The 24591-nt window shown below is 67.6% G+C and carries 21 protein-coding genes and 1 pseudogene; 11 read left to right on the forward strand and 11 right to left on the reverse strand.

The window, feature by feature from the left end; all coding sequences use genetic code 11:
• Window positions 1–499 precede the first annotated feature (499 nt).
• The 6 genes from EDD27_RS27900 to EDD27_RS27920 all read right to left on the reverse strand — a co-directional run bounded on the left by EDD27_RS27900 (window position 500) and on the right by EDD27_RS27920 (window position 3036).
• The gene (locus tag EDD27_RS27900) at window positions 500–781 is read right to left on the reverse strand and encodes a hypothetical protein (RefSeq protein WP_127935013.1); all 282 of its coding nucleotides are present in this window, start codon (window positions 779–781) and stop codon (window positions 500–502) included.
• On the reverse strand, window positions 763–1020 hold the full coding sequence (locus tag EDD27_RS27905) for a hypothetical protein (protein ID WP_127935014.1): 258 nt from the start codon (window positions 1018–1020) through the stop codon (window positions 763–765). Before EDD27_RS27905 ends, EDD27_RS27900 begins: the two co-directional genes overlap by 19 nt.
• Before the next feature lie 47 nt (window positions 1021–1067).
• Complete coding sequence (locus EDD27_RS27910; protein WP_164903820.1) at window positions 1068–1916, reverse strand: helix-turn-helix domain-containing protein; 849 nt, start codon at window positions 1914–1916, stop codon at window positions 1068–1070.
• On the reverse strand, window positions 1913–2437 hold the full coding sequence (locus tag EDD27_RS54600; RefSeq protein WP_164903821.1) for a DUF6879 family protein: 525 nt from the start codon (window positions 2435–2437) through the stop codon (window positions 1913–1915). The genes EDD27_RS27910 and EDD27_RS54600 overlap by 4 nt, the downstream gene beginning before the upstream one ends.
• A 2-nt stretch (window positions 2438–2439) precedes the next feature.
• Window positions 2440–2637 (reverse strand): hypothetical protein, encoded by a 198-nt coding sequence (locus EDD27_RS27915; protein WP_127935016.1) that lies wholly within the window; start codon window positions 2635–2637, stop codon window positions 2440–2442.
• A gap of 147 nt (window positions 2638–2784) precedes the next feature.
• A complete protein-coding gene (locus tag EDD27_RS27920) occupies window positions 2785–3036 on the reverse strand; it encodes a hypothetical protein (RefSeq protein WP_127935017.1) in 252 nt (83 codons plus the stop codon).
• 402 nt (window positions 3037–3438) lie between these two features.
• Between EDD27_RS27920 and EDD27_RS58900 the strand changes: the two genes are divergently transcribed.
• The 6 genes and pseudogenes from EDD27_RS58900 to EDD27_RS27945 all read left to right on the forward strand — a co-directional run bounded on the left by EDD27_RS58900 (window position 3439) and on the right by EDD27_RS27945 (window position 13139).
• Window positions 3439–3813 (forward strand): GntR family transcriptional regulator, encoded by a 375-nt coding sequence (locus EDD27_RS58900; protein ID WP_127941003.1) that lies wholly within the window; start codon window positions 3439–3441, stop codon window positions 3811–3813.
• Window positions 3814–4052: 239 nt separating this feature from the next.
• Window positions 4053–10298: an RHS repeat-associated core domain-containing protein gene (locus EDD27_RS27930; RefSeq protein WP_127935018.1), complete on the forward strand. Its 6246-nt coding sequence runs from the start codon at window positions 4053–4055 to the stop codon at window positions 10296–10298.
• A gap of 336 nt (window positions 10299–10634) precedes the next feature.
• Window positions 10635–11117 carry an SMI1/KNR4 family protein gene (locus EDD27_RS58905; protein ID WP_127935019.1) on the forward strand — a complete coding sequence of 161 codons (483 nt, stop codon included), beginning with the start codon at window positions 10635–10637 and terminating at the stop codon, window positions 11115–11117.
• A 222-nt stretch (window positions 11118–11339) separates the two neighbouring features.
• A pseudogene (locus tag EDD27_RS56970) lies at window positions 11340–11623 on the forward strand (transposase); the annotation flags it as partial.
• Between the two features lie 47 nt (window positions 11624–11670).
• Window positions 11671–12687 carry a leucine-rich repeat domain-containing protein gene (locus EDD27_RS27940; RefSeq protein ID WP_127935020.1) on the forward strand — a complete coding sequence of 339 codons (1017 nt, stop codon included), beginning with the start codon at window positions 11671–11673 and terminating at the stop codon, window positions 12685–12687.
• Window positions 12688–12719: 32 nt separating this feature from the next.
• Window positions 12720–13139 carry a hypothetical protein gene (locus EDD27_RS27945; RefSeq protein ID WP_127935021.1) on the forward strand — a complete coding sequence of 140 codons (420 nt, stop codon included), beginning with the start codon at window positions 12720–12722 and terminating at the stop codon, window positions 13137–13139.
• Window positions 13140–13242: 103 nt separating this feature from the next.
• Here EDD27_RS27945 and EDD27_RS56975 read toward each other — a convergent pair whose 3' ends face one another.
• From EDD27_RS56975 to EDD27_RS27960, 3 genes are all read right to left on the reverse strand, one after another.
• Window positions 13243–15552 (reverse strand): PQQ-dependent sugar dehydrogenase, encoded by a 2310-nt coding sequence (locus EDD27_RS56975; protein WP_127935022.1) that lies wholly within the window; start codon window positions 15550–15552, stop codon window positions 13243–13245.
• Window positions 15553–15584: 32 nt separating this feature from the next.
• A complete protein-coding gene (locus tag EDD27_RS27955; protein ID WP_127935023.1) occupies window positions 15585–16304 on the reverse strand; it encodes a LamG domain-containing protein in 720 nt (239 codons plus the stop codon).
• 123 nt (window positions 16305–16427) lie between these two features.
• Window positions 16428–17474 carry a LacI family DNA-binding transcriptional regulator gene (locus tag EDD27_RS27960; RefSeq protein WP_127935024.1) on the reverse strand — a complete coding sequence of 349 codons (1047 nt, stop codon included), beginning with the start codon at window positions 17472–17474 and terminating at the stop codon, window positions 16428–16430.
• Between the two features lie 97 nt (window positions 17475–17571).
• On the opposite strand from EDD27_RS27960, the gene EDD27_RS27965 reads away from it, so the two are divergent.
• From EDD27_RS27965 to EDD27_RS27985, 5 genes are read left to right on the forward strand one after another with little or no spacing between them, the layout of a single operon-like run.
• Complete coding sequence (locus tag EDD27_RS27965) at window positions 17572–18801, forward strand: amino acid ABC transporter substrate-binding protein (RefSeq protein ID WP_127935025.1); 1230 nt, start codon at window positions 17572–17574, stop codon at window positions 18799–18801.
• Window positions 18795–19676: a branched-chain amino acid ABC transporter permease gene (locus tag EDD27_RS27970; RefSeq protein WP_127935026.1), complete on the forward strand. Its 882-nt coding sequence runs from the start codon at window positions 18795–18797 to the stop codon at window positions 19674–19676. Before EDD27_RS27965 ends, EDD27_RS27970 begins: the two co-directional genes overlap by 7 nt.
• Window positions 19660–20649, forward strand: coding sequence for a branched-chain amino acid ABC transporter permease (locus EDD27_RS27975; protein WP_206641686.1), 990 nt, complete (start codon window positions 19660–19662; stop codon window positions 20647–20649). The genes EDD27_RS27970 and EDD27_RS27975 overlap by 17 nt, the downstream gene beginning before the upstream one ends.
• Window positions 20646–21377, forward strand: a complete 732-nt coding sequence (locus EDD27_RS27980; RefSeq protein ID WP_127935027.1) for an ABC transporter ATP-binding protein — start codon at window positions 20646–20648, stop codon at window positions 21375–21377. Before EDD27_RS27975 ends, EDD27_RS27980 begins: the two co-directional genes overlap by 4 nt.
• 43 nt (window positions 21378–21420) lie before the next feature.
• Window positions 21421–22149: an ABC transporter ATP-binding protein gene (locus EDD27_RS27985; RefSeq protein ID WP_127935028.1), complete on the forward strand. Its 729-nt coding sequence runs from the start codon at window positions 21421–21423 to the stop codon at window positions 22147–22149.
• Here the strand turns inward: EDD27_RS27985 and cydB are convergent.
• The gene (gene cydB, locus EDD27_RS27990; RefSeq protein ID WP_127935029.1) at window positions 22142–23026 is read right to left on the reverse strand and encodes a cytochrome d ubiquinol oxidase subunit II; all 885 of its coding nucleotides are present in this window, start codon (window positions 23024–23026) and stop codon (window positions 22142–22144) included. The genes EDD27_RS27985 and cydB overlap by 8 nt on opposite strands.
• A gap of 14 nt (window positions 23027–23040) precedes the next feature.
• Window positions 23041–24387 carry a cytochrome ubiquinol oxidase subunit I gene (locus EDD27_RS27995; RefSeq protein ID WP_127935030.1) on the reverse strand — a complete coding sequence of 449 codons (1347 nt, stop codon included), beginning with the start codon at window positions 24385–24387 and terminating at the stop codon, window positions 23041–23043.
• Between the last annotated feature and the right edge of the window lie 204 nt (window positions 24388–24591).

A 24591-nucleotide genomic window follows, 5' to 3' on the forward strand; every position in this document is an offset into this window, starting at 1 on the left:
AAAAAGACCCAGGTCAGAGGGCGGGGGACGGGGGGTTGCAACGTGGATCTTGAAACCGCCCTCCACCGGCCGCCTGGAACCAATTTTCTCCCCACTCCCGGGAGGCCCGACAAGATCAACTATTACCGTCCCAGCCATACCGGCCGGCCAGAGGGACGCCGGACCGGCCGCCGCGGCGGCCATGGTTTGCAAGATTCACGGCGCCCACTGGCGGCGGCATGCACTCGTGCGACTGGTAAGGAAGAGAGGGACGCGGCGGCTGACGCCTGGAACGGGACCAGCGCCGCCGCGCCCTGCTTAGTGTGGGGTGTGATGATCGTACGCGCCAAGCCCCGGGCCATCCCGGGCCGTGGTCGTTTCGGGCACTGCATGGAGAACAGCACGCCGGGCTGAGGCTGGACCGCGTCCCAATGGTCGACAGGGACCATGCCCTCATACCTGGTCTTGACGATCTGGACGGCGCAGAACGCGCACACTCCGCGCGCCCGGGCCTCGGCGGTCACTGCCCAATCACCTGCCCAGCAAGCCCGATCAGGCTCAAGCCCGCCTTGACCGCCTCGCCGACCGTGAGCCGCGCAACCGGCCGCTCATCGATCTCTATATGGATCATCGGCTGGTCATCGTCCGGGCCCTGTCGGAGGTCGAAGTAGAGCTGTGGAATGTGCGCCCCGGTGCCGTCCGCCGTCACACAGACGTCGCGGATCTCTGCGAGGTGCCGCCGCTCGCCGTCGTTGTGGCCCTCAATGCACCACCGCGGGCAGGTCATGAGCGACGCCGCCATCCGGGGGCGATGCGCACGGCTGGCGCGACGACGTACACGAGATTCCTCAACGTCGGCGCGGTGACCTCCTGGCCGCTGTGGTGGACCGCCGACCAGGAACCGTCCGGCATCTGTTCAACGTCGCGGAACTCGGGGACGTAGACGGCCTGCCGGTGCCGCGTCACGTCACCACCGGCAGGCCTGCTCGTGACGCCCGTGCGGGCGGGGGAGATGGGCGATGCGGACCCATGACTGTCCATGTCCAGGACGCTACGAATCGGGCGTCGCAGAGCTCAATGAAGTTGCTTCAGATTTCTTCTTGATCGGCAAGTGCCCGCTCGATCAGGTCGCGTGCCGCCTCGCCGTGTACCGCCAGGGCCAGGAGGCGATCGAAGGCCCTTTCGTAGATGGCGACCTCATGGCGTTGCTGCAACGTCAGCTCGGCGGTGTACGTGGCCACCGTGACCATCCGACTGTCGTAGATCGTGAACGCGTTGTTCCGCGGCACGGTGTACGGGGCCGCGAGCGGCACGATCCCGAGGCTGATCCGCGGGGCGCGGCCAGCTTGCAGGAGCCGGCGGAGTTGTTCGGCCATCGTCGCCCGATCACCCACGGCTGTGTGTAGCGCGCCCTCGCCGAGAAGGAACAGGATGCGCCTTTGCGGGCGATCGAACACGCGCTGGGCCTCCATGCGGGCCTGTACGCCCTCCTCAACGTCGTCTGGGATGCCGTGGAAGTTCACGACCGTCGTAAGGATCCCGCGCGCGTAGGCAGCCGTCTGGAGTAGCCCAGGGATGACTGTGGGCTCCCAGGCCCGGATGAGCGTGGTCTTCTCGTAGGCGTCGATGTTGGCGCGCTGGCGGCGCCGTGTGCCGGTCCTGAGGGAGCGGCGCCAGTCCATGTACTGGGCGTCGATCGACCGGACAGCCATGATCAAGTCAGCGATCTCGCTCGGGAAGCGGCAGGCCAAGCACCATTCGCGTATGTCGTCCTCGGTGGGCACCTGCTTGCCGAGCTCGAGCTTGGAGACCTTCGACGGCACCCAACCGCAGGCGGCGGCGAGTTGGCGGCCGGTCAGCCCGGCATCGCGCCGTAGGTCTCGCAGGCGGATGCCGAGCGCTTGAACGGCTTGCTGGCCAAGAAGGGGCTGATTCACGGGAGGTGCGCGGCGAAGTCTTCGAGCGGTTGGGCATGCTTGAGGGCCATGTCCCGCCACGCCAGATGACGGGATATGACCTCGGGATCGGTGACGAGCTCGGCGCCGGCGAACGTGTCGTCGGCGTCGTGGAAGTGCAGCCAGATCAGGCGGGCGTCGTCCAGCAACCACGCGTCGTACGGCTGCAGCCCGAGCTGTTCGGCTACGTCGCGGCGCAGGTAACGGATGTCCTCGCCGGCCTGCACGCTGAGCCTGGCGACCTCGATGCCGTACCTGGTGTAGTCCGATGGCGGCACGGACACGATGCGGACGCGCTGCCAGGTCTTCCCGGCCGCGACATCACGACTGACCTTCTCCATCCAAGACTGATGCCACGCGTAGTCATCCGGCTCGCCGGCCTGCCACTTGCGGAACGGCTCGGCGCCCACGGTGCTGTTGTAGCGCTCGCGCAGCTCGAACCGGAACGCGCTGGTGGTGAAGGTCGCGAGCAGGTTGCCCAGCTCAGCCTCAGACAGAAGCACGGTCACCCCTTGGGGAAGTAGGGCAGGAGGTCCTTGGGGATCTCGACGATCACCTCGTCGGAGGCCAGGTTAACGGCATCGCCCAGCGCGGCGGGATCGGTGACGATCCTGCCCTGTACGGCGATCGTGTCGCGATCGGTCTCGTAGACCGCGGGGCATGTGCCTTGCTCGCTGTTGCTTCCCAGGAACCGCAGACGCATGGCAACTCCTTGATCGGATTGCTTGGGATTTCTCGACTCGTGCCGATCGTCCGTCGCGGTCAGGACCGCGTCAAGGGTTCGCGAATGGCGACGCCCCGCCGACCGGATGATCAGCGGGGCGTCTCTTCCACAAACTTTGCGGGACCGTCAGCGCCTACGGCGACGGCGCTCGGCGTCTAAGTCGATCACGTCGGCCGGACGCTCGCGGGCCTCGCCGACGATTGCCATGATGCCGACGCCAGCCCGCCAGAGCTGTTCGGCGTCCTCGGCGGAGAGATGCCGCCAGCCGTGATCCATGCCGTTCCGCATGGCGGCCAGGGCCGCCCCGACGTGGCGCTGGAGCCGCTCGGACTCCCTGCGCTGGAGCGCGACGGTACGGGCCACCGGTTTGGCGCTCATCAGATCATCCGGTTCTGCTCGGCGACCAACTCCCCGACGAGCGCCTGGCGGGCCTCGCCCGGGCTCCTCAGCGCAGTGTCGATGTCGCGGACGCCTGGTACCCGGCTCGCAACGCGGTGGCCGTGCCCGGCTCGGCGTCGCGCTGGCCGAGGGCCTGTAGTGCTCTGCGGTCGCGTCTTCGCATTCGCATGTGTAGCTTCGGGCCCTGACGCGGGCGGATCGGGGGGACACATCGAACCATTCGATCAAGAGTTCTGCGGCTGCAAGGGCGCTACTTGTATGCCGTGGAGTTCCCGCGGAATCACACCAGCCTCCAGAACGATCGCGTGGTCTTGAACCGGACCAGGGCCCACCAGCACCGCACGTCCGACGCGGCGGTCGTACGCCGCGTTCAACCCGCGGATTCCGAAGTGGCGTCAGGTCGCCGACGAGATCAAGCGGAGGATCGATGCCGGCGAGATCGGCTACAACGATGTCATCTCCGAGGTCGAGCTTGAGCGAGAGCTAGAGGTCTCCCACCTGACGATTCGTCAGGCCATCGCCTACCTGCGAGACGAGCTCAAGCTGATTGAAACCATCCCCGGACGGGGCTCGTTCATCCGCGAGGACAAGTCAGTCCCTGGGGAGCCGGCCACAGCAGGCCTGAGCCGCATCCAAACCGCAATTGATGGACGCCTTATCGACAGGGCAGAGCTCGATCGGATTTTTGGCGTGCCAACTCCCTGTGGAAACCCCGCAGACAGCAGCGTTCACGCTGCGGTTCCGCCATATATGTGATGTAGGTCACGCCGTGGAATCCCACTAATAGCGAATGTCTTGACGCCCTGCCTGACCAGGCAACATTGCGAGAGTCGCTTAACGCTTCCTGACTCATCGTGTTGGGTAAGCGACGTTCCAGTCGTTGACCGATCTTCGTTTGTCGATCACATTCCTAGTGATCGTCCTTATGTCTGCTTTAGGCGCCTGACGGCCCTGTTGCCCGGGGTCTGCGTCAGCGTGCCGCGAAGGAGTTCGGGATGCGTGGTCGTCGTCTGCGGATGCGGTTCGTGGTCTTCATCGTCGGCCTTGCGGCGATGGTGTTGCTCTCCAGTGTCGGGGTTCCTGATCAGCTGATCCAGTCCGCGGCGGCGGCCGCGCCTAATCCCGAGCAGTCGGTGGATGCTCGGCCGGTGCCGGCGAAAGAGGTGGCCAAGGGCGCGGAGGAGTCCGTACCAAAAGTGACGCGGAGGAAGCCGGTCTGGCCTAAGCCGGGCAAGGCCGAGGTGAGCGTGCCCGAGCCAGGCAAGCTGGCCGACGCCGGGACACTGCCGGTGCAGGTGGGCCAGGTCCAAGGCGCAAAGCTAGAGAAGGTCACGGTGGAGACGCTCGCCCCGGAGACCGCCCAGAAGCTGGGTGGCGTGGGCGTGGCAGCCCGACTGGCCCGGGCCGATGACGGGACGGGCCCGGGCAAGGTGCGGGCGGCGTTTTCCTACGCCGGTTTCCGCGATGCCTTCGGTGGTCAGTTCGTGAGCCGACTGCAGGTGGTGCGGCTGCCCGCGTGCGTACTGCAACAGCCTCGCCCCCGCTCCTGTGTGGTGCGGCCGACCGTAGTGCCCTCCGTCAACGACCTCAAGACCGGGACGCTGACCGCGCAAGTGGAGGCGGCTCCCGCCAACGCGGGACAGGCTACGGTCAAGACGCCGGCGTTGGGCAAGGACCGCAAGGCGGACGCGGTCAAGGCATCCGACACCATGCTGGCCGCGCAGTTGGCCGAGGGCTCGGTGTATCTGCTGGCGGGCAACCTGACCGGGCCGGACGGGAACTGGGGCGCCACCGACTTGAAGCCGTCTGGTACGTGGCAGGCGGGTACGTCTGGTGGCGGGTTCGATTACGACGTGCCGCTGCCGGAGCCGCCGTCGCCGGCCGGTAATGGCCCGGACCTGTCGCTGCAGTACAGCGCTTCGTCGGTGGACGGGCAGGGGTCGTGGACCAACAACCAGTCTGGTGTGGTCGGGGTTGGCTGGGATCTGAGCGCGGGGTTCATCGAGCGGCGCTATCGCCGCTGCACGGTGTGGACCTACTACGACGACAACACCGCCGAGCTCGTCTGGATCGCCGAGGAGAACAAAGCCGGCCGGGCGTATTGCTGGGAGTCGCCGGATCAGACCGACGAGGATTCCAGCACCAACGATCTGACGCAGTCGGAGCTGGTGCTGAGCGCGGGTGGCCGGTCGGCGCAGATCATCAAGGACCGCACCTCGGGGGCGTGGAAAACGGTCCCGGACTTCGGCTGGAAAATCGAGCAGGTGGCCGGGGGCGCGGACGGCAATGCGTACTGGAAGATCACCGACCGTGAGGGGCAGGTGTGGCGGTTCGGCTATACCAAGGCCGCCCAGTGGCAGGTCCCCTACGTCGGTGACGAGAACGGCGAGCCGTGCTTCGACCGCTACTGGAACAACTCCATCCCGCCGACCTGCACCGGGGTGTGGCGGTGGAACCTGGACCAGGAGGTCGACCGCAACGAGAACGTGATCGACTACTCCTACACCCGGGAGACCAACCACTTCTGCCTGCCCTCCTGCGTCGATGAGGTCTACGAAACGCTCCCGTATGACCGGGGCGGATTCCTGGCCTCGGTGTCGTGGGGGCACAACTCGCAGGTTGCCAGCAGTACGCCGACCGCGCGCACCACGTTCACCACCGTCGCCCGCGACGGCGACGACGTGCCTACCGACCTGCGATGCGACCAGGTTGCCGGGTGCGCCAACGACGCGATCGCGTTCTTCTCCACCCGTAAGCTCACCACCATCGGCACCGAGTCCCGCAACCCCACCTCTGGGGTGTGGGATCCGGTGGACCGGCTGGACTTCACCCACACCTGGGTTTACCAGCGCACCGACCAGGGGCTGCCGTTCGACTCGGCGATGTGGCTGGACACTGTTCAGCAGACCGGGCAGGCCGCCAGCCCGAATGTCGTCCTACCGCCGCTGGACTTCGATGCGGTGATGCTCGCCGGGAAGATGGACTACATCAACAACTCCGACTGGCCGGACCAGCTATCGTGGCGGATGGTGCCGCGCATCTCCGCGATCAAGAACGGGATGGGCGGCCGGATAGAAGTCACCTACGGCCAGGCGGACCCGTGTGGCGGTGGCAAGGGCCGCGACGGCTCCAGCTACCACAACGACAAGGTCGGGGACTGCTACCAGGTCGACATGGGCACCGACCCCGACTCCGGCTACGAGGCGTGGACCCGCTACTACAAACAGCTCGCGACCAAGGTGGTCGAGCGGGACATGGTGGCCGGTTCGCCGGATGTGGTGCACAGCTACGAGTTCCTGGGTGGCCCTCTGTGGGTCAACCCGGTCGAGTTCGCCGAGCCTGGCCTTTCTCCGGACGGTTCGGACTGGCGCGGTTACGGCCAGGTGCGCACCCTGAAGGGCTCGGGCAGCGACCCGGCTGGCTACACCGTTACTACGCAGACGTTCCTGCGCGGCAGCGAGCAGCAGGTCACGAACTTCGACGGCACCGCCATCACCGACGTGCCACTGCTGCAGGGGCAGGTGCTGCAGGAGCAGACCTGGCAGATGACCTCGCTCAGCCCGCGCGCCTACACCGAGATCGACTCCACCCGCTGGGAGTACACCCTCCAGAGCACCGGCAACGGCCCCGGCACCAAGGACCCGGCGCTCGTCCTGCAGACCCGCGAGCGGTCCCGGCAGAAGGTGACCGGCGGCAGCTGGCGCTACACCGACGAGCGGACCGCCTACAACAGCGACGGGCTGCCGACCAGGGTCAACGACTACGGCCAGGACGGGGTAGCCGGCGACAATTCCTGCACGACCACCACCTACGCTCGTAACGCCGACTCCGATCAGTGGCTGGTCGACTTTCCGTCGGTGGTGGAGAAACGCTCCGGCGACGACTGTACCGCAGGCACGCTGGTCGGCAAGACGATCACCCTGTACGACGCGGGCACCGACCCGGCCACCAACAAGCCCAGCGACGGCAACCCCACCGAGATCCGCGCCTACGCCAACGCGAGCACCATCTCCACCACCAAGGCCACCTTCGACGACTACGGCCGGACGCTAACCTCCACCGACCCGCTCAACAAGACCACCAGGACCACCTACACCCCGACCGTGGGCTGGCCCAAGGACGGCATCACCGTCACCAACCCGCTCGGCCACACCACCACTGCCCGCCTGTCGCACACCCTGGGCGAGCCGACCTCCGTCACCGACGCCAACGGCAAAATCACCGAGACCGACTACGACGCGCTCGGCCGTGCCACCGCGGTGTGGAAGCCGGGCCAGCCGCGCAGCGGCGGCACCCCCAGCGCCACCGCCTCCTACGACATCCCATTCAGCGGCGGGCTAGGCCAGCCCACCGCGCCGATCAAAACCACCGTCAAGCAGCTGCTAACCGGCAGCGGAGCCCAGGCCCAGTGGATCACCACGCACAGCTACGACGACGGTCTCGGCCGCACCCGGGAGACGCAGACCGCCTCACCGGGTGGCGGCCGGATCGTCATCGCCACCACCTACGACCCGCGTAGCCTGGCCGAGGCGGTCTCCGAGCCGGTACACAACAGCCAGGCGCCCGGTAGCGGGCTCCTCAACCCGGCGCTGACCAGCCTGCCACAGTGGACCAAGACGCTCTACGACGGGCTGGAACGGCCCATGGCATCGATCGCCTACCACCAGGGCACCGAACTGCGCCGCACCACCACCACCTACCCGGGAACCGAGCGCACCGAGGTAACCCCGCCGGTCGGCGGCAAGACCGCCACCGTCACCGACGTCTTCGACCGCGTCGTCAAGGTCGAAGAGTGGGCCGACGCGACCGCTCATGCCGACACCAGCTACGGCTACGACCTGAGCGACAACCTCACCCAGATGACGGACGCCAACGGCAACGTCCGCACCTACACCTACGACTGGCTGGACCGGCGCACCGCCGCCAAAGACCCGGACGCGGGCACCTCCAGCTACGGCTACAACGCAGCGGGCCGGCAGATCTGGAGCATCGACGGCAAGGGCCAGAAGATCTCCACCAGCTACGACGACCTCGGCCGCCGCACCGCCCAGTGGGCCGGCGAGCCGAACACCGGCATCAAGCTCGCCGAATGGACCTACGACACCCTCGCCAAGGGCAAGCCGGACGCAGCCACCCGCTACTCCGGCGGCCAGACCTACACCCAGACGGTCACCGGCTACGACAGCGACTACCGGCCCACCACCACCAAGGTCACCATTCCCGCTGGCGAGGGCGCGCTCGGCGGCGACTATGTCTTCACCACCGCCTATGACGTGGCCGGCAACCTTCGCGAGCAGGGCCTGCCCGCGGCCGGGGGCCTGCCTGCCGAAAAGCTCACCCACAGCTACACCGATCTCGGCTTCGCCAAGGGCCTGACCTCCGACCTGGGCGGCTTCACCTACGTCAAGGACACCACCTTCACCCTCACTGGCAAGCTGGCCAGCCGCATGCTGGGCGGCAACGGCCAGATCAAACGCGTCCTCGAGCGCGACCCCACCACCGACTGGCTCTCCCGCGTCACGACCCAGACCAAGGCCGACACCGCCACCCCGGACACCATCCAAGACGACCGCTACAGCTACACCATCGGCGGCAACATCACCCGGGTCCTGGATGCCGCCTCGGCCGTCTCTGGCACCACCGACGGCCAGTCCGAATGCTTCACCTACGACGGCCTGCTCCGCCTGAAGACGGCCTACACCACCACCGCGGGCTCGTGCACCGGCACCGGCGACGCCCAGGGCGTCGACCCCTACAGCCAGGCCTACAGCTACGACAAGGTCGGCAATCTCACCAGCCTGACCGACAACGGCCAGACCGCCACCTACACCTACCCCACCGCCGGCGCCAGCGCCGTCCGCCCGAACGCTGTCACTGCCATCACCCGCCCCACCGGCACCGACACCTACAGCTACGACAACAACGGCCAGCTTGTTGCCCGCACCGTGGCCGGCAAGCAGGCCACCTTCGACTGGAACGAAGTCGGCCAGCTGGCCAAAGCCACAATCGACGGCCAGCAGACCAGCATGGTCTACGACACCGACGGCGAACGCCTCCTTCGCCGCGACCCCGACGGCAGCACCACCCTCTACCTCGGCGGCGCCATGGAACTACGCCTGGCAAGCGGCCAGGTCACCGGCAAGCGCTACTACACCGCCAGCGACGGATCCATGATCGCCATGCGCGACAGCGGCGGCGTCACCTGGCTACTCGCCGGCAACCACGGAAGCACTCAACTGGCCGTCAACGACACCACCGGCACCGTCAGCCGCGAACGCTACCTCCCCTTCGGCCAACGCCGCGGCGCCGATGATCTGCCGTTCACCGACCGCGGCTTCCTCGGCAAGACCGAAGACGCCTCCACCGGCCTGACCTACCTCGGCGCCCGCTACTACGACCCCACCATCGCCAAGTTCATCTCCACCGACCCCGAACTCGACCTGCGCACCCCCGAATGGGCCAACCCCTACTCCTACGCCGCCAACAACCCCATCGACCAATCCGACCCCGACGGCCGCCGCGTCGATGCCGGCGGCGGCAGCAGCGACAAGAGCTACGGCTACTCCCGTAGCAAGAAACGCCCCAACGCCAACCAGAATTTCGCCAAAACCCACCACGCCAGCGGCAAAAAGAAGACCGCCCGCGAACAGAAGATCCACAAGAAGCGACACCAGAAGTACGAGCAACAGCGGAGGACTAGGACTCGCGACCAGGGCCGAGACGCGCAGATACGCGACAAGAAAGAAGCCGAAGTTAGACTTCGGCAGCGAGAACGACAGGCAGAGCTCTGCAGGCGTGATCCAGTCCACTGTGGCAGGGGGACTGTCCACGAGAACGATGACGCATTGAATATCCTGCTTACAGTGCTCACTCTCGGACGTGGCAGCAAGGGGGGGACCAGTACCGGACTTCCTTCTACACCTAAGTCCGGAAGGTCCTCGGTTACCTCACCCCGAAACGGACATTTGGCAGGAAAGCAGCATCCAGTCACCGGTGTCCCGTTTGATAAACACGGCTACCCAGACTTTTCTAAATGGCGTCATCCTGACGTGAATGACGTCAACATCACCCCCACCGGTAACCGCTCAAAGGATTTCGCTGCGGCCAATAAGGAAGCAGGCCTGGAACGTACCCCTGAAGGATATACATGGCACCATCATCAGGATTACGGGCGTATGCAGCTGATCGAAAAAGAAGTGCATTCAAAGACTGGTCACACCGGCGGCTTCACAATGTGGTAAAACAACAACAAGATGGCCGACAGCCAGCCATGATGACACACATGGCCTGCGACCCCACGAGAACAAGATCGGGACATTCCGAGATCATCTAGTATCTCCTTTCGGCCACGGGCTCCCGGAAGGAGATACGCAGGCCAACATGGGGGTTGCCATCTTTGGACGGACAAGTGTAACTTTCCACTACGCGAACATAGCCACGCAGGCAGCAAGGTGTCATCTGTGAACATTTGAAGTATATAGTTACAAATCACTCAAGTCCGATCACAATCAGAGGGTGTAGACAAAACGGGAAGGAGTCCGGGCCCGGCTAAATTATTCCGAGTCCATTACGTGAGAATGAATCAAATCTTTGAAGATAGTGAATATTATACTGGGCCGGCACTGGATGCTAAACTAATCGGCCAAGCCGAACAATCCCTGGGCTTTCAGCTGCCTCGGTCATACGTCAAGGTGCTATCTCAACGAAACGGCGGAGTACCTCGAAATCGTTGTTTTCCCACCGATTTCCCGACCTCCTGGGCGCCCGACCATATCGAAATTGAAGCGATCCGAGGCATAGGAGGAGAGTGGGGAATAGATTCATCATCAGGTCTAGGAAGTCCGGACATGATCGCTGAATGGGGGTATCCCGAGATAGGCATTGTTATCTGTGTCATGCCCTCAGGGGGCCACGACGCTATAATGCTAGATTACTCCGAGGTGGGGCCTGGGGGTGAACCTTCAGTCGCATACATCGATGAAGATCGCGTACCTAGGCGAATCGCAAGCTCCTTTCAGGAATTCCTGGAGCGAATGAAACCCTGCGAATATTTCACTTAAATTCACAGGTTTCTGGCCCGGAAATCGCGCGATCAGATCCGACTGTGTCAACCCTTGCTATTTGGTTTGGCGCGCATTACTCAGCCGCGCGTCGGCGCGTTCCCGGGGTTGTCCAGCCAACCACTCCAGCCACGGGTCACTTCCGGGCAGCACCCGTTGCCTCTATGCAGCGGCGGACTTGCCCTGCTTCCCGTACTGGCGTTGCCGTCGATCGCGACGATGCTCAGTCCTGGCCAGCACGCCGATAGCCCGTACTTCCTGCGCGTGCTGGAGCGGGTACGGATGGTGCGTCTCGGTCTGGGCCGTCCGCGTAAGCGTCCTGGGCGGGTGCTGGCCGATAAGGCGTACTCCTCGCGAGGTAACCGCGCCTACCTGCGCCGACGCGGTATCAAGGCGTCATTCCGATCAAGAAGGATCAGCAAGCCAGCCGTCTCAAGCAAGGTCGCAGGAGCGGACGACCGCCCGGCTTCGATGCCGAGCGGTACAAGGAGCGCAACACCGCCGATGGTGCGCCCCTCCCTCTCGGTGCCGCCCGTCTGAGATGATCGACGCCATGCGCGCGCCCGATGCCGGACTGACCGCCTTCCCGCAGATCCCCGACGACGTCCGGCTGATCGACCTGGCCTGGAACGCGATCGCCGAGGTCCCCGAGCGGGTGGCGGGGCTGGCCGCGCTGGAGGAGCTGCGGCTCGACGGCAACGGCCTGCGCCGGCTGCCGGACCTCTCCCGGCTCACCGCCCTGCGCACGCTGCACCTCGACGGCAACGAGCTGACGACCTTCCCGGCCTGCCCGCCGCAGTTGGAGACACTCTTCCTGTACGGCAACCGCATCGGCGCCCTGCCCGATCGGCTGCCCCCGGCACTCCGCCACCTGGCGATCGGCGGGAACGACCTGACCGAGGTGCCCGGCTCCCTCTGGAAACTGGCCGGACTCGAATCGCTCAACCTGGCCGAGAACGCGCTCACCGAGATCCCCTCGGCCATCGGCGGCCTGACCCGCCTCCGCATGCTCGACCTGGGCCACAACCGGCTCACCGAGATCCCGCCCGAGCTCGGCGACCTGCCCCTCAGCGACTACCTCTACCTCAGCGACAACCTGTTCACGCAGGTGCCCGAATCGATCGGACGGCTGGACCGGCTCGCCTACCTCAACCTGACCGACAACCGGCTCACCCGCCTCCCCGACGCGATCGGCGGCATGACCTCGCTGATGGAGCTGCGGCTCTACAACAACCGGCTGGAGGAGCTCCCCGCCCCGATGGCCGGCCTGGCCCGGCTTCGGGAGCTGCACCTGCAGGGCAACCGCCTGACCCGGCTGCCCGCCTCCATCCACCGGCTCGGCGAGCTGCGCGTGCTGGACCTGCGCAACAACCGCCTGCGCGAGCTTCCGGACACGATGCCACCCCGGCTCACCCACCTCGACCTGCGGAACAACAGGCTGCGCGAGCTGCCCGAGTCCCTGTCCGACCTGCCCGCGCTGGAGAAGCTCGACCTGCGGTGGAACAAGCTCGACGGCGATCCCGAGGTGCTGCGGCGACTGGCCGCCCGGGGTTGCGTGATCTTGCGCTGAACCGGGGTGGCAGGCCCTGCGTACCTCCGCACATGACGACATTTCCACGTCTGGCCGCTTTCGCGCTGCTGGCCGGGCTGGTCACTGGCTGTTCCCAGTACGTCGGGAAGAACAGTGACTACGGAGCAGCGGGAAATGCGCAGGCCAACGCCGCCCCCCTCACCGTCGAGCAACTCTCCGCCAAGGTGGGCTGCAAGCCGAAGGTGCAGGTCGACGCCGATGAAATCCGTACGGCGTACTGCAAGACCCAGGAAGGCGAGTTCTTCGTCAACACCTTCAAGACCGAGAAGCTCAAGGACGAGTGGATGGACCGGGCGCCCGAGTACAACCCGCACCTGGTGGGCCCCCGCTGGACCGTCCTCGGCCCGCTCGAGGTGCTGGAGGTCCTCAAGCCGCAACTCAACGGCGACCTGCACCTGACCGATCACCGGGTTTCGCAGACGCCCAAGTGACCGGTTGGGCACGCATGACGAATTCGCGCGTCCGGCCGGGCGTGGCCGCCGCCTGCTCCCCCGGGCAGCGAGAGCGGCGGCGGCCCCGTCCAGCGGTCGTGCGTTACCGCATCAGCTCGTACTGCGCTCTGACCTCGCCTGGTGACGCCACCCGGTCCAGGAACATCAACCCGTCCATGCGGCAGTCGCACGGGTTCTGCTCCCTGGTGTTCTGCGGGTAGCTGCCACCGATCTTGATGCCGCGGGGGTCGGTCGCCGAGGTGACGTCGGGCTCGGGGTCGCCTTCGACGCCCCACGGGTCGCCGGCGACGGTGGAGAAGCCGTCGAGCGGCCGGCCGTTCCGGTAGAGCTTCATCGTCGCGGTGTCGAAGTCGAACGTCGCGGCGAGGAACACCCACTGGTCCCGTGGCAGGATCTCCTGCCACGGCTGGCCGGCCGCGAACGTCTGTGAGCTGCTGCCGTCCACGCGGCGGGCCAGCGCCACCACGCGCAGCTCGCCGTTCACGGTGATCAGCTCCAGGAGCGCCCTGACGTCATGGCCCTGCGAGTTGCCGCTCAGCACTCCGGCCAGGCCGATCGCGTTGAAGAAGTCGGCCGGGTCGGCGGTGTTGGAGTTGGGCGCGGGCCCGGTGCCCTGCATCTTGAACCAGCCCATGATGGTCACGCCCTGCACGGCGTTGAACGCCCGCAGGGCCGGCACGCCGTTCGCGCCGTAGATCCCGGCCTTCCAGTCGTCGTTGCCTGCCGTGGCGGGCCCGACCTGGCGGGTCTGCAGCGCGTACGTGCTGCCCCGGTAAGCGCGGTCGGCCACGCGCATGGCCGCGCCGCCGTTGACCAGCGTGATGTCGGTGCCGGACAGACCCTGGTCGCGCTCCTTGGCCGGGTCACCGGCCACCGGGTGCTCGAAGTCGTACGCCGCCACCAGGTCGTCACGCAGGCTCGGCAGCACGTCTGGCGGTGTCCACCCGGCCTTCGTGACCTTCCAGATCTTGCCGTTGGCCTTCGACAACACATACAGCTCACCGGCGGCGTCGCGCCCGAAACGCAGGTCCACCCGGGTGTGGCCGGCCAGGTCCTGCATGGTGACCTGCTTGCCGGCGGCGTCCACCAGTCGCGGCTTGTGGATGGTGGCCCGGCGGCCGGTCTGCTCCCTCATCTGCGAGGCGATCGTGAAGAACACCTGGCCGTCCACGATGTCGCCGAACAGGTATTTCCCGTGCAGCAGCGGCAGCTTCGTACCGCGGTAGACGAACCCGCCGACGACCGCGTGACCGCTGTCGGACGTGCAGGAGTGACCGGGCGGCGGGTCGTGGTCGTAGGCCGCCACCGGATACGTGTAGCCGAACTCGGCGTCGTTGTCCGGCAGCGTGTAGAGATGGCAACGGTCGGCCTTGTTGAACAGGAACGGCCCTTCGCGCTCGCTCCAGCCCAGGTTGTCCCCCGCGCCGACGTCGTAGATGGCCTCGATCGCGTGCTCACCGATGTGGCCCAGGAACAGGCGGTTGCCGGCGTGCGGGTCCCAGCTGAAGCGGTGCGGGTCGCGCATGCCATAGGCGTAGATCTCGCCGAGCGCGCCCGGCCGGCTCACGAACGGGTTGCCGGCGGGGATGCCGTACCGGCCGTTGGCGCCGTTCGTCCCGGACGGGTCGATGCGCAGGATCTTGCCGTGCGGCACGGCCAGGTTCTGCGGATCGTCGCTGCTGACGCCGCGGCCACCGTCGCCGGCGGCGATGTAGAGCAGGCCGTAGTCCTCGTCGCCGGGGCGGGCGGCCGGGTTGAAGTCGATCTGCTGGATGCCGTGGATCTGGCCGGAGAAGGCGAGCCTCAGCACCTCTCTGCGGGTCCCCGAGAACGTGCTCGCCTTCGGGTCCGTCGCCGTCCACTCGGTGATCACGCCGTGGAACCTGACGCCGGGCTGGGGCGGCAGGTCGGGGGTCTTGGTGGTGAGCGCGTTCCCCCACTCGGTGTGGACGGTGTAGAGCTTGCCGTTCTGACCGAACTCCGGGTGGAAGGCGGCGAAGCCGAAGCCGCTGCCGAGGCCGCGTCCCGAGATGAAGTCGGGCGCGAACGTGGCGCCGACGTCGAGGTACTCACGCGGCTGGCCGCCGCTCTTGTCCAGGAAGTAGAGCTTGCCGTTGAGGTCGTTGACGTACAGGCGGCGTGAGCCGTCGGGAAGCTCGCCCAGGTAGTTGATCCTGGCCCAGCGGACCAGGCGCTGGTCGGTCGGCGGCGGGATCGTGTCGGTCTTCGGGAACGAGGCGAATTCCTCGAGCGTCAGCGTGAGGCCGGACGGGGCGGGCTTCTCGGGGATGGGGTCGTCGATCGGAGTCGGCTCCGCCTGCGCGGCCGCCGGCGACGCGCATAATGCGGTCACCAGCAGCACGGCGAGCAGGCCTCGGAGGGTTCTGGGCATGCCTCACCACCAAGGGGTGTCGATTCGCGGGTTCACTGCTCAACGGGCGCGGTGTCGTCGCAGGCCGGGGTGCCCTTGACGGTCATGTCGCGCATCCTGCCGATGTTGTCGAACGAGCCGAAGCCGACCCGGCCGGAGGTGAACGTGCGGTCGGTGGCCGTCATCAGCGGGGTTTCGGCGCCGTCCACGTAGACCGAGATGCGTCCGGTGTCCGTGCAGTGCGTGACGCGGACGCGGTGCCATTCGGTGTCCGTCACCGCGGGTGGCGCGCCGACCTGGCCGTTCCACTGGTCGTCGATGCGCAGGCGGTCGGCGTTGTTGACGACGAAGATCCCGTTGTGCGGGTAGATGGTGTTGTCCTGCGAAAGGTGCACGTAGTAGAACTCGGTGTCCGACCGGTAGCCGAACACGATGATCACGTCGCGGTTGCTGACGCTGGTCGGAGTGTCCAGCCGGACCTTCGCGTCGATGCGTGCCGAGGCGAACTCGGGGCCGGTCTTCAGCACCGCGTATTCGAAAGGCCGGCGTGGTCCGGGACGGGCGACCCCGGCCTCGGCGAGTATCACCTGGTCGCCGGGGAACTGCCACTTGGCAGGGGTCACGGGCGCCCAGTTGTGGCCGGCGTCCACCTGCTTCACGCGGGCGTGTCCGAGTGCGCAGTCCTGGGTGGTGGCGGCTTGGGCGGGCAGTGGGAGTGCGGGAGCGGCCAGGGCGAGTGCGGCCGCGATGGTGAGAGTGCGAAGGGCTGACATCCGGGATCCTCTCGCCGGTCGTAAGCGCTTCCGAAAGCGCTTACGTGGCTGCCTTCGAGCGGATCGTATCCCGGGGGAAGGGTCTGTCAAGAGGGCGGCGGCCGCTGTGAGGACGACACGCGGTCAGGGCGGGGGCGGGGCGGTGGAGGCTCGGACGACCAGCTCGTGGGGGGTGCGGCGGCGGCGCGGGCGGGAGGCGGGCGGCTTGAGCACCAGCTCCAGCGCCTGCTTGCCCATGCCGACCATGGGCAGCCTGATCGTCGTGAGCGCGGGGTAGACGTCGCGCGCCACCGGCACGTCGTCGAACCCGGCCACCGAGATCTCCTCCGGCACCCTGCGCCCGTGGTTGAGCAGCCACGACAGTGCGCCCACCGCCATCGGATCGTTCAGCGCCACCACCGCCGTCAGATCGGGACGCGCCCGCATCAGCCGCTCGGTCGCCGCCGCGCCGCCTTCCCGGGTGAAGTCCCCGTGCACGACGGGCACCGAGCGCCAGTCCAGCCCGGCCACGTCGAACGCCGTGCGCAGGCCCGCCAGCCGGTCCTCCACCGTGGTCAGATTGGCGGGGCCGCCCAGCACGCCGAGCCGGCGGTGGCCCAGGTCGAGCAGGTGCCGCATAAGCGTGACGCCGCCGCCCGCGTTGTCCGGCAGCACCGCGTCCACCGGCAGGTGATGCCGGCCGATCACGGCCACCCGGCCGCCCGCCGCCGTGTACGAGCGCACCTCGGCGGCGATGTCGACCTCCGTCGCCGCCTCGATGTAGCCGGAGCCCGCCATGACGATCTTCGTCACCCGGTGGGCCCGCAGCGCCCGGATCCTGCCCAGCTCAGCACCGGGGTCGCGCTGGGTCTGGCTGATCAGCGCCAGGTAACCGAGGCTCTCGGTCTCGCGCAGCACGCCCCTGGCGATCTCGCCGAAGTAGGGGTCCCCGACGTCGTGCACGATCAGCCCGACCATGGAGGCCTGCCCGCCGGCCAGCGCCCGCGCGTGGCTGTTGGGCACGTATCCCACTTGGGAGGCGACCGCCTGCACGTGGGCCGCGACCTGTGGGCTGACCCCCGTGCTGCCCGTCATGGCACGCGAGGCGGTGGCCAGTGAGACTCCCGCGGCTTCGGCGACGTCTACGAGGCGGGGCGGGCGGCGGGCACCCGAGGAGGGCCGATGTGCCATACGAACCCCCTTGTCCGGGGCTGAATCCCGTGTAATCGTAACCGAAAGCGCTTCCGAAAGCGCTTACGCGGCACCTCTCCAGACGGGGGTTCCCTCGATGGCAAGAGTTCTCAAAGGCCTGGCGATCATCTCGATATGCGCGTTAGGGATGACCGCCTGCGCCAAGACCGACGAACCCGGCGGCGCCCAGACGCCGGGCCGGCAGACGGGGCCGGTGAAGATCGGCATCTCGCTCCCGTTGACCGGCGACTTCTCCGAGCCCGGCAAGGGCATCCAGGAGGGTTACCAGGTCTGGGCCGACCAGGTGAACGCCAAGGGCGGCCTGCTGGGCAGGAAGGTCGAGCTGATCTTCCGCGACGACGCCTCCGACCCCAACCGGGTCAGCTCGGACTACGAGTCGCTGATCACGCAGGACAAGGTCAACCTGGTGTTCGGCCCCTTCTCCTCGCGGCTGGTCATCCCTGCGGCGAAGGTGGCGGAGTCGTACAACATGCTCTTCGTGGAGCCGGCCGGGGCCGCCAAGGAGGTCTTCGAGCAGGGCTTCAAGCGGCTGTTCTACGCGGCTCCGGCGATCGCCGGCGATCATTACAACTATCTGGCCGAATACATACTCAAGCTGCCGGCTGACCAGAAGCCGAAGACGGCGGCGTACGCGAGCCTGGACGACCCGTTCGCGCAGGGCACCGCGTACGGGCTGCGCGACAAGCTGGCCGCGGCCGGGATCAAGACGGTGGTGGACGAGGTCTACCCGCCGGAGACGACCGACTTCGCGCCCATCGCCGCCAAGATCGCGGCCGCCAAGCCGGACATCGTCGTGGGCGGCACGCAGTTCGAGGACTCGGTGGGCCTGGTGCGGGCGCTGCAGGAGCTGAAGGTGCAGCCCAAGCTGGCGGCTTTCTCGACAGGGCCGACGCTCGCGGAGTTCCCCGCCGCGGTGAAGGGGGCGGCCGAGCACATCCTCTCGCCCGTCGGCTGGTCGGCGACCGCCACGTTCACCGGCAACCAGGACATGGTCAAGCGGTACAAGGAGATGTTCGGCGGCCAGGCCAACGAGGACGCCGCGAACGGCTACACCGTGGGCCAGATCGTCGAGGCGGCCGTGAACGCGGTCAAGTGCGTGGACCCGACCCCCGAATGCCAGGACAAGCTGGCGAACCACATCCGGCAGGGCACCTTCGACACGGTCGTGGGCCCGCTGTCCTTCGACGACCAGGGAAGGCCCGAGCAGGCGCACATGATCCAGCAGTACGTCAACGGCAAGGTCGAGATCGTCCTGCCGGAGAACGCCAAGACCGCCGGCATCGTCTACCCGAAGAAGGAATGGTGAGCCTGCTCCTGCAGGGACTGGCCCTGGGCGTGCTGACGGGCGGCCTCTACGCCCTGCTCGCCTCGGGCCTGTCGCTGTACTTCGGCGTGATGCGGGTGGTCATGGTGGCACACCCGGCGTTCCTGTTCCTGGCCGCCTATCTGACCTACACCGTGCACACCGCGTTCGGCCTCGACCCGTTCCTGGCGCTGCCGGTGACGGTGCCGTTGTTCTTCGCACTGGGCGTGGCGGTGCAACGGCTGCTGATCGCGCGGCTGGCGCCGGAGAACCTGGCGATGATGTCGGTGCTGCTGACGTTCGGCATCGCGCTGACGATCGAGGGGCTGCTCGGCACGTTCTACACCGGCTCGTACAAGTCGGTCAGCATGGAGTACGCGACCCGCTCCCTGACCATCGGCGGCGTGCACCTCCCCTACGACAAGATCATCGCATTCTGGGTCGCCGCGATCACTCTCGTCGTGCTGTTCGCGGTGCTGGTCAAGAGCCGGTTCGGGCAGTCGCTCCGGGCCACCATCCAGCACCGGGAGGCGGCGAGACTGGTCGGCATCCAGACCGAGCGGGTGGCCGGTTACGGCTTCGGTGTGGGCCTGGCCACCGCCGCCGTGGGCGGCACGGTCCTGGCGTTGATCACGCCGTTCTTCCCCGCCTCGCACTGGGTGTGGATCGGCAAGCTCATGGCCATCATCGTCGTCGGCGGCCTGGGCAGCGTGATCGGCGCGGCGCTGGCCGCCGTCCTGCTCGGCGTGGTCGAGGGCCTCGTGCTGGTGACCGTGGACGCGACCTGGGCCACGATGATGTTCTACGTCTTCCTCTTCCTGGCCCTGCTCGTGCGCCCCCAGGGGTTCTTCGGAGGCCGGCTTGCGCATCGCTTCTAGAGGGCTCCCCCTGCTGGTTGCCGCGCTGGCGATCGCCTATCCGTTTCTGGTGCCCAACTACTACCTCGTGTACGCGGGCGCGCTGACCGTCATGTACGCCGCCATGGCCACCTCCTGGAACCTCCTGGGCGGATTCACGGGGTATGTCTCGCTCGGCCACTCGGCGTTCTTCGGCCTCGGCGCGTACGGCACCGGCCTCCTCGTCGTCCGCGCCGGGGTCCCGTGGGTCGTGGCGCTGCTGGCGTCGGCGCTGCTGGTCACGGTGTTCGCCGTGGTCGTCGGCATCGCGGCGGTCCGGGTGCGCGGCGCGTCCTTCGTGATCGTCTCGATCGCGCTGGTGTCGATGATGAACCTCGTCGTCCAGGGCTGGCGCTCCCTCACCGGCGGCTCCACCGGCCTGCAGGTCCCCTCGCCCTTCCCCGGGCTGCACCGCGGCCAGACGCACATGGTGTTCTTCTACCTGTTCCTGGCGCTGCTGGCGATCGCGCTGGCCTCCTGGTGGTACGTCTCCCGCTCCCGCTTCGGCGCGGGCCTGCGGGCCATCAGGGAGGACGAGGACAAGGCCGAGTCACTGGGCGTGCCGACCGCGGCGTACAAGGTGACGGCGTTCGCCCTGTCCGCCCTGTTCGTGGCGCTGGCGGGCGGGCTCTACGCGGTCTGGTTCGGCAGCCTGGACCCGATCTTCGTCTTCTCCATCCTCATCGGCTCCTACATGGTGCTGATGAGCCTGCTCGGCGGCGTGCGCCACCTGTTCGGCCCGCTGCTGGGGGCGCTCATCGTGGCCCCGGCCGGGGAATACTTCCTGATCGCGCTGGGCGAGACGCAGATCCACCTGACCGCGACGGGCCTGGTGCTCGTGCTGGTCGTGTTGTTCATGCCGGACGGCATCCTCGCCCGCTTCACCAGAAGACGCGCCGGGCCGTCCATTCCGGACGAGACGGCCGAGCAGCGGCTCCAGGGGGTGACGCCATGACGTCGCTGCGGACCGAGGGGCTGAGCAAGTCGTTCGGCGGCGTGCTGGCCGTGGACGGCGCGACCGTGGAGCTGCTCGAAGGGAAGATCAACGGCCTGATCGGGCCGAACGGCTCGGGCAAGACCACGTTCTTCAACCTCATCACCGGCATGATCAAGCCGGACGCGGGCCGGGTGCTCTACCGCGACCGCGACATCACCCGCCACTCGCCGCACCGCATCGCGCACGCCGGCATCGGCCGCACCTTCCAGCTCTGCCGGGTCTTCCCCCGCCTGACGGTGCTGGAGAACATGCTGGTCGCCGTCCGCCGCACCCGCCTGCGCGAGCTGCTGGCCGGCCTGCGCGACAAGGGCGAGGTCGAGCGGGCCCGGCACTGGCTGCGCAGGATGGGCATCGAGCACCTGGAGGACGCCGAGGCCCGCGACCTGTCCTACGGTCAGCAGAAGCTCCTGGAGCTGGCCGCCGCCCTCATGGCCGAGCCGGAGCTGGTGCTGCTCGACGAGCCGGCGGGCGGCGTCAACCCGGCGCTGATCGACCGCATCGTCTCGCTCGTGCGCGACCTCAACGCCGAGGGCCGCACGTTCCTGGTCGTCGAGCACAACATGGACATGGTGATGGGCATGTGCGACCACGTCATCGTCTTCGACCGGGGCGCGCCCATCGCCGCGGGCCCGCCGTCCGTGATCAGGGACGACCCGCGTGTGCTGGAGGCGTATCTCGGTGTCTGAGAGGAGTGAACCCGACGCAGCGAGTGAGGAGGGTGAGCGACCCATGAACACCGTGTTGTCCCTGGAGGACGTCGAGGCCGGGTACGGCAGGGCAGCGCTCGTGTTGCGCGGCCTGAGCGTCACCGTCCGCGCCGGCGAGGTCGTCTGCCTCGTCGGCCCGAACGGCGCCGGCAAGTCCACCGCGCTCAAGGTCGCCAGCGGCCTGCTCACGCCCCGGTCCGGCCGCGTGGTTCTGGCCGGGCAGGACGTGACGGGCCTGTCCCCGCAGCGCCTGCTCGGCCTCGGCCTCGCCCACGTGCTGCAGGGACACAGCGTCTTCCGTGAGATGACCGTGGCCGAGAACGTGCGGCTCGGCGGGTTCACCGTCCGCGACCAGGCCCGGCTGAACGCCCGCATCGAGACCGTCAAGGAGCTGTTCCCGGTCGTGGCCGAGCGGTGGGGCAGCATGGCCGGGCTGCTGTCCGGCGGGCAGCAGAAGCAGGTCGAGTTCGCCCGCGCGCTCATGCTGGAGCCGAAGGTGGTGCTGCTGGACGAGCCGTCGATGGGCCTCGACCCGCGCAACACCCAGGTGGTCTTCGACCAGATCGACCTCATGCGCCGGACCGGCGTCGCGGTGCTGCTGGTGGAGCAGAACGCGCGCCGGGCCCTGGAGATGGCCGACGTCGGCTGCGTGCTCGACCTCGGCCGCGTGCACATCTCCGGCCCGGCGCGCGAACTGGCCGCCGATCCGCGGCTCGGCAAGCTCTACCTCGGCGGCGCGCCCGCTAATTAGCTGGGGCCGGCTGAACGCGCTTCCTGAACACCCAGTACGTCCACCCCTGGTAGACCAGCACGAACGGCAAGGTGATCAGCCCGATCCAGCTCAGCATCGTCAGCGTGTACGCCCCGGAGGCCGCCTCGGCCAGCGTCAGCCCGGGCAGCGGCGACACGCGCAGCTCCATGAAGACCGCCAGCGTGGCCAGCACGATCGCCGCGGCGGTGGCCGCGAACGCCCAGCCCTCCCTGCGCCGCCAGATCAGGGCGGAGGCCGCGGCCAGCGCCGCCATGGCGGCCAGCGCGGGGAACGTGCCGAGATTGGACAGCGCGAACACGGCCACCGGGATGACCACGGCGCTCGCCGCCAGAGCCGCGACGCGGGCGCGGCGGCGTACCGGGCCGGTGGTCTTGAGCGTCAGGAACACGGCGCCGTGCAGCGCGCACACCGCCAGCGTGAACGCGCCGCCGAGCACGGCCGCGGGCGCGCTGTCGAACAGCAGGTCGGCGAAGACCGCGCCCCACAGGAACGCCGGCAGCCCGCTGCCGACCATGATGCCCAGGTCGCACCAGCGCGGGTCGTTCACCTTGCCGCGCCACTCCAGGCCCACGCCGCGCACGATCAGACCCACCAGGATGAGCGTGACCTGCAGGTAGAACGCGCTGAACACGCCCGCGTACCAGGCGGGGAACGCGGCGAACATCGCACCCACCGCGGTGATCAGCCACACCTCGTTGCCGTCCCACACCGGGCCGATGGTCTGCAGGCTCTGCCGCTGCTCGGCGGCGTTCCTGCTGAGGAGCGGCGCCAGCAGGCCGACGCCGAAGTCGAAGCCCTCCAGCACGAAGTAGCCCGTCCAGAGGAAGGCGATGATGACGAACCAGAGATCGATCATGGTGGTGTCCCTCCTCAGTACATCAGCGACGGCTCAAGCCGCTCGGTCTTCTCGGTGACGGGTTCGGGCTCTTCGACGCCCTTGCGTACGTGCCGGGTCAGCAGCACGGCCTCGGCCACGGCGAGCACCCCGTACAGCAACGTGAAGATCGTCAACGAGATGGCCACCTCGGCGAGCGTCACCCCCGGCGACACGCTGGAGGCGGTCAGCAGCTCGCCCGCGACCGTCCACGGCTGGCGGCCGATCTCGCTCAGCAGCCATCCGGCGATCACCGCGGCCAGCGGCAGCGGCAGCGCGAGCAGGAACGCCCGCGACAACCACCGCGGGAACGCGCGCTTGCGGCGGGTCAGCCACAGCCCCAGCACCGACAGGCCCACCGTGGCCAGCCCGAAGACGATCATCACCCGGAAGGACCAGAACACGATCGTCTGGTCGGGCCGGTAGTCGCCGGGGCCGAACCGCTGCTCGAAGCGGCGCTGCAGGTCCTCGGTGCCCTGGACGGTGGCGTTGAAGTCGTTGGTGGCGAGGAAGCTGAGCACGTTCGGGATCTCGATGCCCGGGGCGACGGTGAACGCCGCGCCCGCGGTGTCGCGCTCCAGGCCCTCGGCGGAGGCCAGCTTCATGGGCTGCTGTTCGTACATCAGCTTGGCCGACATGTCGCCGGTGCCCGCGACCACCGCCCCCGCGATGGCGGTCATCACCAGCGCCGCCCGCGCCGCGCTGCGCCACATCTCGGCCCGCGTCTTGAGCAGCCAGTAGCCGCTCACGGCCAGCACGAAGCCGCCCGCCACGATGAACGCCGCCCCGATCACGTGCGGCACCTGGGCCAGCGCCGTCGAGTTCGTCAGCACCGCCCACAGGTCCGTCATCCTGGCCTTGCCGTCCACGACCTCGTAGCCCACCGGGTGCTTCATCCAGGCGTTGGCGGCGAGGATGAAGTAGGCCGACAGGTTGGACCCGATGGCCGCCGCCCAGATGCACGCCAGGTGCACCTTCTTGGGCAGCTTGTCCCACCCGAAGATCCACAGCCCCAGGAACGTGGACTCCATGAAGAAGGCCAGCAGTGCCTCCATCGCCAGCGGCGCCCCGAAGACGTCGCCGACGAACGTGGAGTATTCACTCCAGTTCATGCCGAACTGGAACTCCTGCACGATGCCGGTCACCACGCCCATGGCGAAGTTGATCAGGAACAACTTCCCGAAGAACTTCGTGAGCTTCAGGTAGTGCTCTTTCCCCGTACGGTGCCAGGCCGTCTGCAGGCCGGCCACGAAGATCCCCAGACCGATGGTCAGGGGCACGAACAGAAAGTGGTAAACGGTGGTCACCCCGAACTGCCACCGTGCCAGGTCAAGTGCGTCCATCTTCCCCGTCGACTCCTGAGCTCTACAGGCTGTAGTTCATCTACTAGAAGTAGTACTACAAGCTGTAGAGCAATGCGATGCGACCTTGGTCACATCGCTTCGCATGCTGGTTGCCGGGTATCGAGAATGCCTGGTGGAGGCGGGTCAGGGCGTCCCCCGCCGGGTTGATTCCCGTGTACCCCGTCCGGCGGACCCACGCGCCGA

This window comes from Nonomuraea polychroma (genome assembly GCF_004011505.1).
Lineage (GTDB): Bacteria > Actinomycetota > Actinomycetes > Streptosporangiales > Streptosporangiaceae > Nonomuraea > Nonomuraea polychroma.

Coding starts and splice junctions, on each gene's coding strand:
- EDD27_RS27985 (WP_127935028.1), top strand. CDS start 21,421: ATGAACACCGTGTTGTCCCTGGAGGACGTCGAGGCCGGGTACGGCAGG.
- cydB (WP_127935029.1), bottom strand. CDS start 23,026: ATGATCGATCTCTGGTTCGTCATCATCGCCTTCCTCTGGACGGGCTAC.
- EDD27_RS27915 (WP_127935016.1), bottom strand. CDS start 2,637: ATGCGTCTGCGGTTCCTGGGAAGCAACAGCGAGCAAGGCACATGCCCC.
- EDD27_RS27920 (WP_127935017.1), bottom strand. CDS start 3,036: ATGAGCGCCAAACCGGTGGCCCGTACCGTCGCGCTCCAGCGCAGGGAG.
- EDD27_RS27970 (WP_127935026.1), top strand. CDS start 18,795: ATGGTGAGCCTGCTCCTGCAGGGACTGGCCCTGGGCGTGCTGACGGGC.
- EDD27_RS56975 (WP_127935022.1), bottom strand. CDS start 15,552: ATGCCCAGAACCCTCCGAGGCCTGCTCGCCGTGCTGCTGGTGACCGCA.
- EDD27_RS27980 (WP_127935027.1), top strand. CDS start 20,646: ATGACGTCGCTGCGGACCGAGGGGCTGAGCAAGTCGTTCGGCGGCGTG.
- EDD27_RS27945 (WP_127935021.1), top strand. CDS start 12,720: ATGACGACATTTCCACGTCTGGCCGCTTTCGCGCTGCTGGCCGGGCTG.
- EDD27_RS27905 (WP_127935014.1), bottom strand. CDS start 1,020: ATGGACAGTCATGGGTCCGCATCGCCCATCTCCCCCGCCCGCACGGGC.
- EDD27_RS27965 (WP_127935025.1), top strand. CDS start 17,572: ATGGCAAGAGTTCTCAAAGGCCTGGCGATCATCTCGATATGCGCGTTA.
- EDD27_RS27900 (WP_127935013.1), bottom strand. CDS start 781: ATGGCGGCGTCGCTCATGACCTGCCCGCGGTGGTGCATTGAGGGCCAC.
- EDD27_RS58905 (WP_127935019.1), top strand. CDS start 10,635: ATGAATCAAATCTTTGAAGATAGTGAATATTATACTGGGCCGGCACTG.
- EDD27_RS27960 (WP_127935024.1), bottom strand. CDS start 17,474: ATGGCACATCGGCCCTCCTCGGGTGCCCGCCGCCCGCCCCGCCTCGTA.
- EDD27_RS27955 (WP_127935023.1), bottom strand. CDS start 16,304: ATGTCAGCCCTTCGCACTCTCACCATCGCGGCCGCACTCGCCCTGGCC.
- EDD27_RS27995 (WP_127935030.1), bottom strand. CDS start 24,387: ATGGACGCACTTGACCTGGCACGGTGGCAGTTCGGGGTGACCACCGTT.
- EDD27_RS27930 (WP_127935018.1), top strand. CDS start 4,053: ATGCGTGGTCGTCGTCTGCGGATGCGGTTCGTGGTCTTCATCGTCGGC.
- EDD27_RS27940 (WP_127935020.1), top strand. CDS start 11,671: ATGCGCGCGCCCGATGCCGGACTGACCGCCTTCCCGCAGATCCCCGAC.